Below are 14,104 nucleotides of genomic sequence, written 5' to 3'. Positions count from 1 at the left end.
GGTGCCGTTCTTCATCTCTCTCCTTCATTTCCAGCACGACGACGTGTTCGTCGTATCCGACGTGCTGTCCCCCGCCGCCCGGAAGCGTTTCTCAGGCCTCCCTTCGCGGCTCTCCCCCTTCCCCTCGCACGTTCCATGCCTGCCGTCCGTGAAAGGACACACACCACCATGACCACCACACTCGACAACCCACCCGTCCGGCGGCAGTCCCCGGCCCGGACCGTGTCCGGTGTCCTCGACATCGACTCGAACGGGAAGGGGCACCTGCGCGCCGAGCACGGCCTGCCCTCACCCGCCGACGCCGCGGTCTCCCCCGCGCTGATCCACCGGTACGGCCTGCGCAAGGGCGACCTCGTCGAGGGCGTGACCGGGGACCGGCGCGCCCTGACCGATGTCGCTCACGTGGCCGGCCGTGCGCCCGGGGACCTGCGCGGCCGGCGCCATTTCCGGGACCTGACGCCGTTGCATCCGCAGGAGCGGCTGCGGCTCGAGCACCCGGCCGCCGGCCTCACCGGCCGCGTCGTCGACCTGATCGCACCGGTCGGCAAGGGCCAGCGCGGACTCATCGTGGCCCCGCCCAAGACCGGCAAGACCGTCCTCCTCCAGCAGCTCGCCGCCGCCGTCACCGGCAACCATCCCGAGTGCCGGCTGATGATGCTGCTGCTCGACGAGCGGCCCGAGGAGGTCACCGACATGCGGCGCTGCGTACGGGGCGAGGTGTACGCCTCGACCTTCGACCGCGGCGCCCGGCAGCACATCGCGCTCGCCGACCTCGTGATCGAGCGCGCCAAACGGCACGTCGAGGCCGGTGAGGACGTCGTCCTCCTGCTCGACTCGCTGACCCGGTTGTGCCGGGCGCACAACAACGCGGCCGCTTCCGGCGGCCGCATCCTCACCGGGGGCGTCGACGCGACGGCGCTGACCGGACCCAAACGGTTCTTCGGCGCCGCCCGGACGGCCGAGGAGGGCGGCTCCCTCACGATCCTCGCGACCGCCCTGGTGGAGACCGGTTCCCGGGCCGACGACTTCTACTTCGAGGAGCTGAAGGGCACCGGCAACATGGAGCTCCGCCTGAGCCGGGACCCGGCGTCCCGTCGGGTGTTCCCGGCCGTCGACATCACGCCCTCGGGCACGCGCCGCGAAGAACTCCTGCTCGAACAGCCCGAGTTGGCGGCCGTCCACGGTCTGCGGCGCGTGTTGCGGGACCGGGACGGGCAGGGCGGTCTGGAGACCCTCCTGGAACGCATGCGCGAGACGCCGGACAACGCGACGTTCCTGCGGCGCATCCAGCCGACCCTGCCCTCGGGCTGACGCGGCGAGATCATCCATCCGGGTACGAGCGCGCGGAATGCGGCCGTGCCGTCGCGGCGCGGAGCAGGTCCGTTCCTACGTTGATCATATGATCATCGGATTCTCTTCCCGGGTGGCTGCGTCGGCCGGTGCGCTCTGCGTGGCGGGGCTCCTGGCGCTGACGCCCGCGGCGTCGGCCGACCCCGGTGTGGTGGAGCCCACGCCACCGGGCGGGCCGAGGGCCGCGGCACCGCACCCCTCGCTGCTGTACCGACCCGGCATCCAGGTCCGCCCGCGCCCCGGCGCGGCTCGCCTCCCGGAGGTCTCCGCGCTGTCCTGGCTGGTGGCCGACGCCCGCAGCGGCGAGGTGCTCGCCGCCCACAACGCGCACCGCAGACTGCCCCCGGCCAGCACCCTGAAGACGCTGTTCGCCCTCACCGTACTGCCCGGGCTGCCGGCAGGCGTCCGGCACACGGTCCGTGAGCGGGAGCTGCGGGGCATCGGTGCCGGCAGCAGCCTGGTCGGGGTCGCCGAAGGCCGCTCGTACCGGATCGCCGACCTGTGGCGCGGTGTCTTCCTCAACTCGGGCAACGACGCGGTGCACGTCCTGGCCGAACTCAACGGCGGCTGGCAGCTCACCGCCGAGCGGATGCAGGCCAAGGCCCGCTCCCTCGGCGCCCTCGACACCCACGTGGTGTCGCCCGACGGTTACGACGCACCCGGCCAGGTGTCGTCGGCGTACGACCTGGCGTTGTTCGGCCGGGTGGGGCTGCGCAACCCCGACTTCGCCCGGTACTGCGCCACCGTCGAGGCCATGTTCCCCGGTGACGGCACGTCGTCGTACCCCATCCTCAACACCAACCGGCTGCTGAGCGGTGCCAAGGGCGTGAAGCCCTACCCCGGCCTGATCGGCATCAAGAACGGCTACACCAGCAAGGCCGGCAACACACTCGTCGCGGCGGCGCGCCGGGACGGGCGCACCCTTGTCGTGACGGTGATGAACCCTCAGGACGGCGGTGGGTCCGCCGTGTACGAGGAGGCCCGCTCGCTGCTCGACTGGGGCTTCAGGTCGGCCGGGAAGGTCGAGGCGGTGGGCTCGCTCGGCGCACCGCCCACCTCCACGCGGCCGACGGCGGCGCCGCCCGCGGTCGCGGCGGCCGTACCGGAGGAGCACACCTCCGCCTGGACGGAGGCGGGGCTGATCGCCGGTGCCGCCGGTACGGGCGCGGCGGTCGTGGTGCTGGTGCTGCGGCTCCCGGTCCGCAGACCGGACCGGAGCTGACCTGCCGGCAGCCACAGCAGCAGCCCCAGGGTGATCCAGGCGTAGGTGTTGCTGCCCACGAACCCGACGACGCCGGAGGCATCGTCGAACCACAGCCACACCACGCTGGTGCACAGCACCGCGTACAGGGCGCCCGCGATCCTGGGGCGCCCCGCCCGGACCAGCACGGCGAAGGACGGGAGCAGCCACACCAGATGGTGCACCCACGTGATCGGACTGACGAGGCAGGCGGCGAGACCGGTCAGGGCGAACGCCGCCGTCCAGTTCCTCGCGGCGACCGCCCGGCGCGTCCGCAGCACCCATACGCCGAGGACCGGCAGGACCGCCACCGCCCACACCGTGCGGTCCGTCTCACCGAGCCGGGCCAGGACGCCCTGCAGCGACTGGTTCGAGACGTAGTCGAGACGCCCCACGCGGCCGGTGTCCCACAGCGCCTCGGTCCAGTAGAAGCGCGAGGCGTCCGGGTCCACCCACGCCGCCAGGGCCGTGGCCCCGAGGGCGACGGCCGTCGCGACCGCCGCCGCGTGCCACCGCCTGGCCACCAGCAGCAGACCGATGAACAGTGCGGGCGTGAGTTTGACCGCCGCCGCGAGCCCGATGCCGGCACCCGCCAGGCGCCCGCGTCCGGTGGCGAGCAGCGTCGCGTCGGCGAGGACGAGGGCCAGCAGCAGCAGGTTGACCTGACCGAAGCTGAAGGTGTCCCGCAGTGGCTCGAAGAGAACGAGCAGACAGGCGATGAGAGCCCAGCCGAACCAACCGGGGCGCCTCCGGTCCGGCCCCGCGAGCAGGCGCAGTACCACGGCGAGGGCGGCCAGGTTGAGCAGCAGGGCGACGGCGATCGCGGTGCGCAGGCCGAGCAGGGCCATCGGCACCATGGCGACCGCGGCGAACGGCGGGTAGGTGAAGCCGTACGTCGTCCCGGGCACCCGGTAGTCGTACACCCGGCCGCCGTGGTGGACCCAGCTGTCGATGCTGCCGTAGTAGACGCGCAGGTCGAACCAGTCGCGCAGCAGCGGCACGGTCGCGGTGAAGACCGTCACCAGTGCGGCGAGGGCCAGCACCAGCAGCAGCCGGCCCCGGTCGGTGCGCGGCAGGGCCGGGGTCATGCCGCTCCTCCCGGCGCCGGGGCGAGTTCGGCCTGGTGGGCCTGCCACAGCACGACGAGGGCGAGTGCCGCGCCGCATGCGGCCAGCACGACTTGCCCCGGGTCCGCCGGGCCGCCGCTGGGCAGGACGGACAGCGCGAGCACGCCGGTCACCGCTGCGGTGCGGTGGCGTACGGAGGTGCTGGGGGCGGCGGCGGCGATGAGGAACAGGCCCCACAGGGCGTACCAGGGGCGGATCGCGGGGCCGAGCGCGGCCACCGCGGCCAGGGACAGGCCGAGCGCGTACACCGGCCGCAGGCGCAGCCGCCGCCAGATCAGCACGATCACCACCACTGCGGTCACGACTCCCAGAGCGTGCCAGGCGGGAAGGGCGACGGGCGCGAGATCGCTGCCGAGGTGCGTGAGCAGGGCACGGGTGGCGCGGCCGAGGAGGGTGGTCAGGGCCCAGTTCTGGTCAGAGGCCGGGGTGGTCAGGGCGCCGACCCAGCCGTACCCGGTCCCGGCCACGGCCGTCGCCGCGACGGTGGTCCCCGCGGCCGCGACGGTGGTCGTCACGACGGCCTTCGACGGACTGCGACCGGCGCGGACCTGCAGGACCACGACGGCGGCGAGACCCAGCACGGCGGGTGCCTTGACCAGGGCGGCGAGGGCGACCAGGACGCCGCTGAGCACCGGCCACCGCCCGCGTGCGGCCACCAGGCCGACGCCGAGCAGGCCGAGCATGACGGCGTCGTTGTGGGCGCCCGCGACCAGGTGCAGCAGGACGAGCGGGTTGAGGGCGCCCAGCCACAGCGCCGCGCTCGGGTCGGCGCCGTTGTGGCGGGCGAGACGTGGCAGCGCGGCCGCCATCAGGGCTACGCCGGCGAGGGCGACGAGCCGCATCCCGAGCAGTCCGGCGGGCAGTTCGCCGCGGGTCAGACCCGACAGGGCCGCCGCCACGACCAGGAACACCGGCCCGTACGGGGCACCGGTGTGCCGCCAGAGCGGGGCGACCTCGTCGGCGAGCGGACCACCCAGCAGGGACGGCCCGTGCGCGTAGACGTCCAGGTGCGCCTCGACCATCGCCCCCTGAGCGAGGTAGCTGTAGACGTCCCGGCTGAACAGCGGCGGGGCGAGCAGCAGCGGAGCCGCCCATGCCGCGAGCACGAGCAGCAGGGCGCGCGGCGCGGGTGGTCTCGGCCTTCGGACCAGCCGGCCCAGCAGCGCCCAGGCCGCTATCAGCAGGACGACGCCGAAGTACGCGCCGACCAGGCCGAGAGCGGCGCGAGCGGAGGCCGGGTGGAGAAGGTCCTCCACGGGCAGGGCACCGGCCGTCTCACCGCCCAGGGCGAGGCAGGCGGTACCGGCCAGACCGAGCATCTGGCAGCGGCGGAGATCGACGGGGAAAGCCATGGCCAACACTCGGGCAGCGTGTCAACGGCGGATGGCCGAAAGGGGACGCACCCCTCTCCGGAGGGCGGCCCCGCGGTGACCGGCCGGTGATCACCGGCCGATGAGTTCCCGCCGGGGCGAGAGTCCCAACCCCGTCAGCACACCGACGAACGGACGTGATCCCATGACCGGCACCTCGGCCTACGCGAAGGTCAACGGCCTGGAGATGTACTACGAGCTGCACGGCACCGACAGCGGGCAACGGCCCCTGGTGCTGCTGCACGGTGGGGTTCTCACCGTCGGCCTGTCCTTCGGGGCCGTCCTGCCGGCGCTCGCGGCCACACGCCCGGTCGTGGCCCCCGAGTTGCAGGGCCACGGGCACACGGCCGACATCGAGCGGGAGATGAGCGTGCCCGGCCTCGCCTCGGACGTGGTCGCCCTGCTGGACGAACTGGGCATCGAGCGGGCGGATCTCCTGGGCTTCAGCCTCGGCGGCCTGACCGCCCTCGAAGTGGGCGTGCGCCACCCCGAGCGGGTGGGGCGGCTGGTCCTCGCCGCCACCCACTACCGTCAGGACGGCTACTACGAGGAGGTCCGGGACCCGGAGTACGCCTCGCCGCGGCTGCCGAGCCAGGCGGATTTCCAGGAGATGGCCGACGCCTACGCGGCCGTGGCACCGGATCCCGGGCACTTCGCGGACTTCATGGCCAAGTGCGGGACGGCGGCGCACGCCCCGCTGCCCTGGACCGCGGACGACCTGCGCGCGCTGGCCGCCCCCACGCTCCTGGTGCTCGGCGACACGGACTTCCTGCGGGTCGAGCACGCCGCCGAGATGCGTGACCTGATCCCCGACGCCCGGCTGGCGGTGCTCCCGGACACCACCCACATGGCGCTCATGCGGCGCACGGAGTTGCTGCTGCCGATGCTGGAGGAGTTCCTCGGCTGAGTCGCCCGCGGACAGGTGGGGCCGCCGGTCAGAACACCGACAGGCCGGTCAGGGTCGTGAACCGGTCGAGGGCGGCCACGCCCGCCACCGAGTTGCCCCGCTCGTCCAGGCCCGGGCTCCACACGCACAGGGTGCAGCGGCCGGGTACGACCGCGATGATGCCGCCGCCCACCCCGCTCTTGCCGGGCAGGCCGACCCGGTAGGCGAAGTCGCCGGCCGCGTCGTATGTGCCGCAGGTCAGCATGATGGCGTTGATCTGCTTGGCCTGGCTGCGGGTGAGCAGGCGGGTGCCGTCGGCGCGGATGCCGTGCCGGGCGAGGAAGCTGGTGGCGAGGGCCAGGTCGGCGCAGGACGCGGCGATCGAGCACTGCCGGAAGTACTGCTCCAGCAGCGTCGGCACGGGGTTGTCGATGTTGCCGTAGGACGCCATGAAGTGGCCGAGCGCGGCGTTGCGGTCGCCGTGGGCGGTTTCGGACGCGGCGACCTCCTGGTCGAAGGTCAGGTCGGGGTTGCCGCTCTCCGCCCGCAGGAACGACAGCAGTTCGCCCGACGCGTCGCCGGTGCGGGTGTGCAGTCGGTCGGTGACGACGAGGGCGCCCGCGTTGATGAACGGGTTGCGCGGGATGCCGTTCTCGTACTCCAGCTGGACGAGGGAGTTGAAGGGGTTGCCGGAGGGCTCGCGGCCCACGTGCTCCCACAGGACGTCGCCCTCGCGGGCCAGGTCGAGGGCGAGGGTGAACACCTTGGTGAGGGACTGCGCCGAGAACGGCTGCCGCCAGTCCCCCACCCCGTACACCGTGCCGTCCGGCTCGGCGACGGCCATGCCGAAGCTGCGCGGATCGCAGGCGGCGAGCGCCGGGATGTAGTCGGCGGGCCGGCCGCGGCCGGGAGTCCGCTCGATCTCCTCGGCGATGCGCTCCAGGACCGGCTGGAAGGTGGTCGACGACGTCATGATCGGTATTGTCCCTCCGCCGGTCCCGGTGCGCTCCGGCAGGTCAGGCCGGTGCCGGACCGCTGCCGGCGAGGACCTCGGGGCGCAGCAGGCCGGCGAGTGTCCCGGCGGGGAGCAGGCCCTTCTCCAGCACGAGTTCGGCCACGCCCCGGCCGGTGGCGAGGGCCTCCTTGGCGATGTCGGTGGCGGCCGTGTAGCCGATGTGCGGGTTGAGGGCGGTGACCAGCCCGATGGAGTTCTCGACGCTCGCGCGCAGTGCCTCGGTGTTGGCGGTGATGCCGGAGACGCACCGCTCGGCCAGGGTCAGGCAGGCGCTCTGCAGGTGCGTGATCGACTCCGACAGGGAGTGCAGGATGATCGGCTCGAAGGCGTTGAGCTGGAGCTGCCCGGCCTCGGCGGCCATGGTGATGGTGACGTCGTTGCCGATGACCTCGAAGGCGACCTGGTTGACGACCTCGGGTATGACGGGGTTGACCTTGCCGGGCATGATGGACGAACCGGCCTGCACCGGCGGCAGGTTGATCTCGCCGAGGCCGGCGCGCGGGCCGGAGGACAGCAGCCGCAGGTCGTTGCAGCTCTTGGACAGCTTGACCGCGATGCGCTTGAGCACCCCGGACATCTGCACGAAGGCACCGCAGTCCTGGGTCGCCTCGACCAGGTTGGCCGCGGTCACCAGGGGCAGCCCGGTGATGGCCGCGAGGTGGCGGCGGGCCGCTTCGGCGTATCCGGCGGGGGCGTTGAGCCCGGTGCCGATCGCGGTGGCGCCGAGGTTGATCTCGTGGATCAGCTGGACGGCCTCGGCGAGCCGGGAGCGGTCCTCGTCCAGCATGACGGCGTAAGCGGAGAACTCCTGGCCCAGCGTCATGGGCACCGCGTCCTGCAACTGGGTGCGGCCCATCTTGAGCACGTCGCGGAACTCGACGGCCTTGCGGGCGAACGTGTCCTGCAGGACGGACATCGCGTCGAGCAGGCCGCGCACCGCGAACACCGTCGCGATCTTGACGGCGGTCGGGTAGACGTCGTTGGTGGACTGGCCGAGGTTGACGTCTTCGTTGGGGTGCAGGAACCCGTACTCGCCCTTGGCGTGGCCCAGCAGCTCCAGCGCCCGGTTCGCCACTACCTCGTTGGCGTTCATGTTGGTGGAGGTGCCGGCGCCACCCTGCACGACGTCCACGACGAACTGGTCGTGCAGCTTGCCGTCGCGGATCTCCCGGCAGGCCTCGACGATGGCGGCGGCCTTCCTCGGCTCCAGCAGACCGAGCTCCTCGTTGGCGAGGGCGGCGGCCTCCTTGACGGCGGCGAGGGCGTCGATCAGGTGCGGGTAGGCGGAGATGGTCATGCCCGTGATGGGGAAGTTCTCCGTGGCCCGCAGGGTGTGCACACCCCAGTACGCCTCGGCGGGTACGTCACGGTCACCGAGCAGATCGTGCTCGGAACGGGTGGCGGCGGTCATGACGGTGAGGGTCCTCTTCTCTGAGGTACAGCGTGGGAAGCGCCCCTGAAAGGGGCGCGGGGAACTGCGCGACCAGCCTCGTGCGGCCCGCAGCCGCCGACGGGGAGACCGGGCACGGCGTCAGGCGCGGGCCGAAGCGGCGGCCGGCTCCAGCGAACGGGCGGGCCGCACTCGCCCGACCTCCCGCCCGCCCCCCAGAAGCGGCTCGCCCTGGAACTCGGCAAGCAACTCCGGATCGACACCGGCCCGGGCCAGCGCGGCGGCAGCCACCGGCACACGCGCCCGGTTCGCCCCGTCGGCGATCTTCACCGCCACGGCCCGCCCATCGGCCAGCGCAGCGACCTGCACGCCCTCGAAGCCGTCCTTGGACAACAGCCCCGGCACGGCCCGCATCAACGCGGCGACGTCCCGGCCGGATCCGGAGGCCATCTCGGCGTGTTCCCGCATCGCGTCGGCGACCCTGGCCTCGGGCGTGCCCGGCGCGGCGGTGGTGATCCGGGCGGCGGCCCGGGCCAGTCCGTGCAGGGAGAGGGAGAACAGGGGCGCGCCGCAGCCGTCGACGGTGACGCCGGCGATGCGCTGCCCGGTGAGGTCCTCGACGATCTCGGCGATGGCCTGCTGCAGCGGGTGGCCGGGGTCGAGGTAGTCCTCCAGGGACCAGCCGTTGAGGGTGCAGGTGTAGAGCATGGCCGCGTGCTTGCCGGAGCAGTTCTGGGCGAGCCGTGAGGGCAGTCGGCCCTCGCGCACCCACGCGTCCCGGACGACCGGGTCGAACGGCAGGTCCGGGACGTTGCGCAGGTGGTCCTCGGTGAGTCCGGCGAGTTCCAGGATGCGCCGGGCCCCGGCGAGGTGGCGTTCCTCGCCGGAGTGGCTGGCGGCCGTCAGCGACAGCAGCTCGCCGTCGAGCGGCAGCCCGGCCCGGGCCATGGCCACGGCCTGCACGGGCTTGATCGCGGAGCGGGGGTAGAAGGCGGCCTCGATGTCTCCGATCTGGAGCCGGACCTCTCCGTCGGCGTCGAGGACGACGACGGAGCCGTAGTGGATGCCTTCGACGATTCCGCCGCGGATGAGGTGGGCGACGGGGGCGTGGAGGGGTTCACGGACAAGGGGTGCGTCCGCGAGAGAACTGCTGAACATCACTGCCTGCTTCTCGGGGAGCGACGCGTTCGTCACGCGTCGGCTCCGGTGGTGGACTTGCGTGCGATACGGCCGCGGATGCCGAACCATCCGACGACCAGGGCCCCGACGATCAGCGGCAGGCACAGCACGGTGGTGCGGCCCGCGCCGCCGTCGGCGTACATGAGGACCAGGACGGAGGCGAGGAACACCAGCGTCACGATCTCGGTCCAGGGGGAACCCGGGAGCCGGTAACCCGGGCGGGTCAGCTCGCCCTTCTGGGTCTTCTGCCAGAAGAGGAGGTGACAGATCATGATCATGCCCCAGGTGGCGAGGATGCCGATCGCGGCGAAGTTCAGCACGATCTCGAACGCCTCGGCGGGCACGACGAAGTTGAGGCCGACGCCCAGCACGCAGATGCCGCTGGTGAGCAGGATGCCGCCGTAGGGGACCTGGCTGCGGCTCATCACGGAGGTGAACCTGGGGGCGGATCCGGACATGGCCATGGAGCGCAGGATGCGGCCGGTGGAGTACAGACCGGAGTTCAGGGAGGACATGGCGGCGGTGAGGACGACGAGGTTCATCACGCCGCCGGCCGCCGGGATGCCGATGTTGGACAGCACCGTCACGAAGGGGCTCTCACCGGCGGTGTACTTGTTCCACGGCAGCAGCATCGACAGCAGCACGACCGAGCCGACGTAGAAGACGCCGACGCGCCACATGATCGAGTTGATCGCCTTCGGCATGATCTTCTCGGGGTTCTCGGTCTCACCGGCGGCGACGCCGACCAGCTCGACGGAGGCGTAGGCGAAGACGACGCCCTGGATGATCAGCAACATGGGCAGCAGGCCCTGGGGGAAGACGCCGCCGTTGTCGCCGATGAGGGACGGGCCCGGGGTGTGGCCGTCGACGGGGTGCTGCGTGACCAGCAGGAAGATGCCGATGCACATGAAGACGACCAGGGCGCCGACCTTGACGATCGCGAACCAGAACTCCAGCTCGCCGAAGATCTTCACCGAGATCAGGTTCACGGTGAGCACCACGGCCAGCGCGATCAGCGCGATGACCCACTGCGGGATGTCGGAGAACATGCCCCAGTAGTGGGTGTAGGTGGCGACGGCGGTGATGTCGGCGATGCCGGTGGTCGCCCAGTTGAGGAAGTACATCCAGCCGGCGGTGTAGGCGCCCTTCTCCCCCATGAACTCGCGGGCGTAGGAGACGAAGGCGCCCGAGGAGGGCCGGTACAGCACCAGTTCGCCGAGGGCGCGCACGACGAGGAAGGCGAAGAGGCCGCAGACCGCGTAGGCGATGAAGAGCGACGGGCCGGCGTCGGCGAGACGGCCGCCCGCGCCGAGGAACAGCCCGGTGCCGATGGCTCCGCCGATGGCGATCATGTTGACGTGCCGCGACTTCAGGGACTTGCTGTAGCCCGCGTCTCCGGCATCGACATGGATGGAACGTTTCTGCACATCGTCGTGCAGGGACTGCTCGCTCACGCCTCGGTTCCGCCTTCCGTGGGGATGTCCGTGCGCGAGGAGCGCACGATGTCGGTGAGGGTGGTTTCGACGCGGTCGAGATGGTGGGCCATGGCCTCCACCGCGTCGGTCTCGGAACCGTCGGTCAGAGCCTCGACGATCGCCCGGTGCTCGCGGTTGGACTGCTCACGGCGGCCCCCCAGCTCGTTGAGGAAGGCGGACTGGCGGGCCAGCGCGTCCCGGATCTCCTCGATGACCCGGCGGAAGACCGGGTTCTGGGCTGCCTCGGCGACGGCGAGATGGAACAGCGTGTCCATGGCGACCCACGCGGTGGTGTCCGTCTCGCGCTCCATCCGGTCCAGGAGGTGGGCCAGGTGGTCGAGGTTCTCCGGGGTGCGGCGCCGGGCCGCGTACCCGGCGACCGGGATCTCGACGTGGCGGCGCACCTCCAGCAGGTCGCTGGCCGAGTAGTCGCCGAAGGTGGGGTCCTCGACGGTACTGGCCACGACGAAGGTGCCCTTGCCGGTCCGGGACACGGTCAGGCCCATGGTCTGCAGCGCCCGCAGCGCCTCGCGCAGCACGGGCCGGGAGACCTCGAGGGTGCGGCACAGCTCCGCCTCGGAGGGGAGCTTGTCACCGATGGCGTACTCGCCCCGCTCGATGGCGCCGCGCAGGTACGCCAGCACCGCTTCCATGGCACTGACGCGACGCACGGGCTGTCCGGCTGTCCGGCTGTCTGACAGGTTCACGGGAGAGATACTCCGGGCGAAGGCTCAAGCTGTCAAGGGTGGAGCGCCCCGAAGGGGCGCGGGGAACTGCGCGACAAGCCACGATGGCGCCGCGCACAGCCACGGCGCCCCCGGCAGACCACTCAACTGTGCAGCACACCCGCCCCGAGCAGCCCGAACAGCAGCACACCCACGACGATCCGATAGATCACGAACGCGTTGAACGAGTGCTTGGCGACGAACTTCAGCAGCCAGGCGATGGAGGCGTACGCCACGACGAAGGAGACGAGCGTGCCGACGGCCAGCGGCGCCGCGCCCACCCCCGTGCCCAGGGCGTCCTTGAGTTCGTAGAGGCCGGCACCGGTCAGCGCGGGGATGCCGAGGAAGAAGGAGAGCCGGGTGGCGGCGACGCGGTCCAGGTCGAGGATCAGCGCGGTGGACATGGTCGCGCCGGAGCGGGAGAAGCCGGGGAAGAGCAGGGCGAGGATCTGGGAGCTGCCGACCAGCATCGCGTCCTTGAAGGACGTGTCGTCCTCGCCGCGCTTGTGCCGGCCCATCTGGTCCGCCGCCCACATCACGCCGCTGCCGACGATCAGGGAGCCTGCGACCACCCACAGCGAGGCGAGGGGGCCCTCGATGAGCGGCTTGGCGGCGAGCCCGACGGCGACGATAGGGATGGTCGCGCAGATCACCCACCAGGCGAACTTGTAGTCGTGGTGGTACCGCTCCTCACGGTCGCGCAGGCCCCTCCCCCAGGCGGAGACGATCCGCACGATGTCCTTGAAGAAGTACACGAGCACCGCGGCGATCGCGCCGACCTGGATGACGGCCGAGAACCCGACCACGGCGTCGTCGTCGACGGGGATGTCCATCAGGCCCTCGACGATCTTCAGATGGCCGGTGGAGGAGACGGGCAGGAACTCGGTCACCCCCTCGACGGCTCCGAGGACGACGGCCTGACCGACGCTGATGACGCTCATGGGATCCAGTTCTGCTCGGGGGCGGGAGCGGAGGGGACCGTCTTACTACACCCGGACGAGAACGGAGCTCATGGACGCGCCTCACATACGCGCCAGTGCCGCCCCCGCGAAGGCGGCGGCAAGGCCGACCGCCACGGTGACGCCGACGTTGAGGGCGGCCTGGAGACGTGCCCCGGTCTCCGCCAGCCGCAGCGTCTCGTAGGAGAACGTCGAGTAGGTCGTCAGGGCGCCGCACAGGCCGGTGCCGAGCAGCAACTGGACGTGGGTGGCGGCTCCGGTGAGCAGGCCGAGGACGAGGGAGCCGGTGACGTTGACCGTGAAGGTGCCCCAGGGGAAGACCGAATCGTGGCGCGCCTGGACCGCCCGGTCGGTGAGGTAGCGCAGCGGGGCGCCCACCATCGCGCCGCAGACGACCAGCAGCCAGTTCACAACGAGCTCTTACCCTTCGTGTCCGCTGTGCCGGGATCGTCCCCGCGTCCGGCGTAGTGGATCACCTCGCAGTCGTCGAGGGTCACGAGCCCCTCCGTGACGATGTCGTCGAGTTGCGGGAGGAAGGCGCGCACGCGCGGTTCGGTGTCGACGATCACCACGGCGACCGGCAGGTCCTCGCTGAGGGAGAGCAACCGCGAGGTGTGGATCAGGGCGGAGGCGCCGAAGCCCTCGATGCCGCGGAAGACGCTGGCGCCCGCGAGGCCCGCCGTGTGGGCCCGGTGGACGATCTCCGAGTAGAGGGGCCTGTGATGCCAGGTGTCGCTCTCGCCGATGAAGACGGTCAGACGCAGGGCCCTGCCGTTCGGCCTCGTCATCGTTGCCTCCTTTTCAGGACGCGGCGGGTCGTCCCGGCCGCGAGCCACACCGCCGTGAGGGCCGCGAACGGGGTCGCGGCGAGGTAGGCCAGACCGGGGCCGGGGCGGCCGCCGTCGATGAGTTTGTGGATGTCGACGGCGTACGTCGAGAAGGTGGTGAAGCCGCCGAGGACGCCGGTGCCGAAGAAGGGGCGGACCAGAGGGTGGGCGGTACGGACCTCGGTGATGATCACCATGAAGACGCCGATCACGGCGCAGCCGGCGATGTTGACCCAGAGGGTCGTCCAGGGGAAGCCGCCCGGGGGCGTGGGCCACCAGAGGGAGGCGGCGTAGCGGGCGGTCGCCCCCGCTCCCCCGCCGAGTGCCACGACCCCGACGACGGGCGCCTGGGTGCGCCAGGACGGCTGCCGCGGGGTGGGGACCCGCAGGCGGAGGCTCTCGGGGGATGTCATGGGGGTGTCTCCTACTCGCCGGGAGCCCGGGGTCGTGCGGGCGCGTGCCGTCGCAAGTAGGGACCGTTGGCGGCGTCCTCGCCGCGGTTCGGGTACGGCGGGCCCCACCGCCGCGCCGCGAGGGGGTCGCGGCCGGAGTTCAGGTTAA

The 14,104-nt window shown here is 71.8% G+C and carries 13 protein-coding genes and 1 pseudogene; 3 read left to right on the top strand and 11 right to left on the bottom strand.

From position 1 onward, the window contains the following. Positions 1–168: 168 nt before the first annotated feature. Together rho and AB0B29_RS25905 are read left to right on the top strand one after the other, a co-directional pair. Positions 169–1,311: a transcription termination factor Rho gene (rho, locus tag AB0B29_RS25910; protein ID WP_362243880.1), complete on the top strand. Its 1,143-nt coding sequence runs from the start codon at positions 169–171 to the stop codon at positions 1,309–1,311. Positions 1,312–1,348: 37 nt separating this feature from the next. Then, positions 1,349–2,236 (top strand): annotated as a pseudogene (locus tag AB0B29_RS25905) (D-alanyl-D-alanine carboxypeptidase family protein); the annotation flags it as partial. 59 nt (positions 2,237–2,295) lie between these two features. Here the strand turns inward: AB0B29_RS25905 and AB0B29_RS25900 are convergent. Together AB0B29_RS25900 and mptB are read right to left on the bottom strand one after the other, a co-directional pair. After that, complete coding sequence (locus AB0B29_RS25900) at positions 2,296–3,678, bottom strand: glycosyltransferase 87 family protein (RefSeq protein ID WP_362243879.1); 1,383 nt, start codon at positions 3,676–3,678, stop codon at positions 2,296–2,298. Further along, positions 3,675–5,069 carry a polyprenol phosphomannose-dependent alpha 1,6 mannosyltransferase MptB gene (gene mptB / locus AB0B29_RS25895; protein ID WP_362243878.1) on the bottom strand — a complete coding sequence of 465 codons (1,395 nt, stop codon included), beginning with the start codon at positions 5,067–5,069 and terminating at the stop codon, positions 3,675–3,677. The genes AB0B29_RS25900 and mptB overlap by 4 nt, the downstream gene beginning before the upstream one ends. 163 nt (positions 5,070–5,232) lie before the next feature. Between mptB and AB0B29_RS25890 the strand changes: the two genes are divergently transcribed. Continuing rightward, positions 5,233–5,994, top strand: a complete 762-nt coding sequence (locus AB0B29_RS25890) for an alpha/beta fold hydrolase (RefSeq protein ID WP_362243877.1) — start codon at positions 5,233–5,235, stop codon at positions 5,992–5,994. Between the two features lie 28 nt (positions 5,995–6,022). Here the strand turns inward: AB0B29_RS25890 and AB0B29_RS25885 are convergent, their stop codons facing one another. The 9 genes from AB0B29_RS25885 to crcB (AB0B29_RS25845) form a co-directional block, all read right to left on the bottom strand. Then, positions 6,023–6,946 carry a glutaminase gene (locus AB0B29_RS25885; protein ID WP_362243876.1) on the bottom strand — a complete coding sequence of 308 codons (924 nt, stop codon included), beginning with the start codon at positions 6,944–6,946 and terminating at the stop codon, positions 6,023–6,025. 43 nt (positions 6,947–6,989) lie between these two features. Then, positions 6,990–8,399 (bottom strand): aspartate ammonia-lyase, encoded by a 1,410-nt coding sequence (gene aspA, locus AB0B29_RS25880; protein WP_362243875.1) that lies wholly within the window; start codon positions 8,397–8,399, stop codon positions 6,990–6,992. A 120-nt stretch (positions 8,400–8,519) separates the two neighbouring features. After that, entirely contained in the window at positions 8,520–9,536 is a 1,017-nt protein-coding gene (locus tag AB0B29_RS25875) for an asparaginase (protein WP_362244089.1), read from the bottom strand. Between the two features lie 32 nt (positions 9,537–9,568). Next, positions 9,569–11,011 carry an amino acid permease gene (locus tag AB0B29_RS25870; protein ID WP_362243874.1) on the bottom strand — a complete coding sequence of 481 codons (1,443 nt, stop codon included), beginning with the start codon at positions 11,009–11,011 and terminating at the stop codon, positions 9,569–9,571. Beyond that, a complete protein-coding gene (locus tag AB0B29_RS25865) occupies positions 11,008–11,685 on the bottom strand; it encodes a FadR/GntR family transcriptional regulator (protein ID WP_352099945.1) in 678 nt (225 codons plus the stop codon). The genes AB0B29_RS25870 and AB0B29_RS25865 overlap by 4 nt, the downstream gene beginning before the upstream one ends. Positions 11,686–11,861: 176 nt before the next feature. After that, positions 11,862–12,698, bottom strand: a complete 837-nt coding sequence (locus AB0B29_RS25860; protein WP_362243873.1) for an undecaprenyl-diphosphate phosphatase — start codon at positions 12,696–12,698, stop codon at positions 11,862–11,864. An 81-nt stretch (positions 12,699–12,779) separates the two neighbouring features. After that, positions 12,780–13,127 (bottom strand): fluoride efflux transporter CrcB, encoded by a 348-nt coding sequence (gene crcB, locus AB0B29_RS25855; RefSeq protein WP_362243872.1) that lies wholly within the window; start codon positions 13,125–13,127, stop codon positions 12,780–12,782. Then, positions 13,124–13,504 (bottom strand): DUF190 domain-containing protein, encoded by a 381-nt coding sequence (locus AB0B29_RS25850; RefSeq protein WP_362243871.1) that lies wholly within the window; start codon positions 13,502–13,504, stop codon positions 13,124–13,126. Before AB0B29_RS25850 ends, crcB (AB0B29_RS25855) begins: the two co-directional genes overlap by 4 nt. Next, on the bottom strand, positions 13,501–13,956 hold the full coding sequence (gene crcB / locus AB0B29_RS25845) for a fluoride efflux transporter CrcB (protein ID WP_362243870.1): 456 nt from the start codon (positions 13,954–13,956) through the stop codon (positions 13,501–13,503). Before crcB (AB0B29_RS25845) ends, AB0B29_RS25850 begins: the two co-directional genes overlap by 4 nt. Positions 13,957–14,104: the final 148 nt, after the last annotated feature.

Origin of the sequence: Streptomyces tibetensis (assembly GCF_040647715.1) — a bacterium.
GTDB lineage: Bacteria > Actinomycetota > Actinomycetes > Streptomycetales > Streptomycetaceae > Streptomyces > Streptomyces tibetensis_A.
This window is presented reverse-complemented; position numbering and strand designations above follow the sequence as displayed.